The organism is Rhizorhapis sp. SPR117 (assembly GCF_021742065.1).
On the sequence record NZ_JAKKIE010000238.1, the window covers coordinates 1 to 475 of the forward strand.

The following is a 475-nucleotide window of genomic DNA, read 5'->3' on the forward strand; positions in this document are numbered from 1 at the left end:
CCCGCAACGCGGGACATAAACCAGCCGGGTCACTTCTCGATGAAAATACCGGGTCACTTCTCAGCGACAATCAACAACCTTGAAAGCATGGAGATGATAATCTTCCCAACCAAACGCGATCTGGATTACCCGGTGCAGACCAAAAAGAGTCAGATCGCTGCGAACCAGCAAGCGTCGCCAAATCATCGGCGATATATCCCGGAGGCTGACCTTCAGGCGGTAAGCGACAAGCGGAGCTGGTTTCGACATGCTCCCAAAGCTACGGGATCAGCACCGTTACCCCCAGCTTTTTTATGCTCCCCTCAGCCGCCACCATGCTCACGACCGCCTCCGCCATCCCCTAAAGGCCCCCAAAACCGCCCCGATCGCTCAGGTCAAACGGCGGTGTGAGATATCCGGGCTAGTCACCTGAATCCGAAGTTCGCTTCATTGTTTTCTGGCAGAAGCGTTTGACGGCGGCGAGGATCTCGTCGGC

The 475-nt window shown here is 56.2% G+C and carries 1 protein-coding gene; it reads right to left on the reverse strand.

Going from position 1 to position 475, the window contains the following annotated elements; all coding sequences use genetic code 11:
- Positions 1-60: 60 nt before the first annotated feature.
- Positions 61-249, reverse strand: a complete 189-nt coding sequence (locus L3X40_RS22670) for a plasmid pRiA4b ORF-3 family protein (protein ID WP_445177242.1) — start codon at positions 247-249, stop codon at positions 61-63.
- Positions 250-475 lie beyond the last annotated feature (226 nt).

Excerpts from the sequence above, each read along its gene's own strand:
- L3X40_RS22670 (WP_445177242.1), bottom strand. The coding sequence starts at position 249 with ATGTCGAAACCAGCTCCGCTTGTCGCTTACCGCCTGAAGGTCAGCCTC.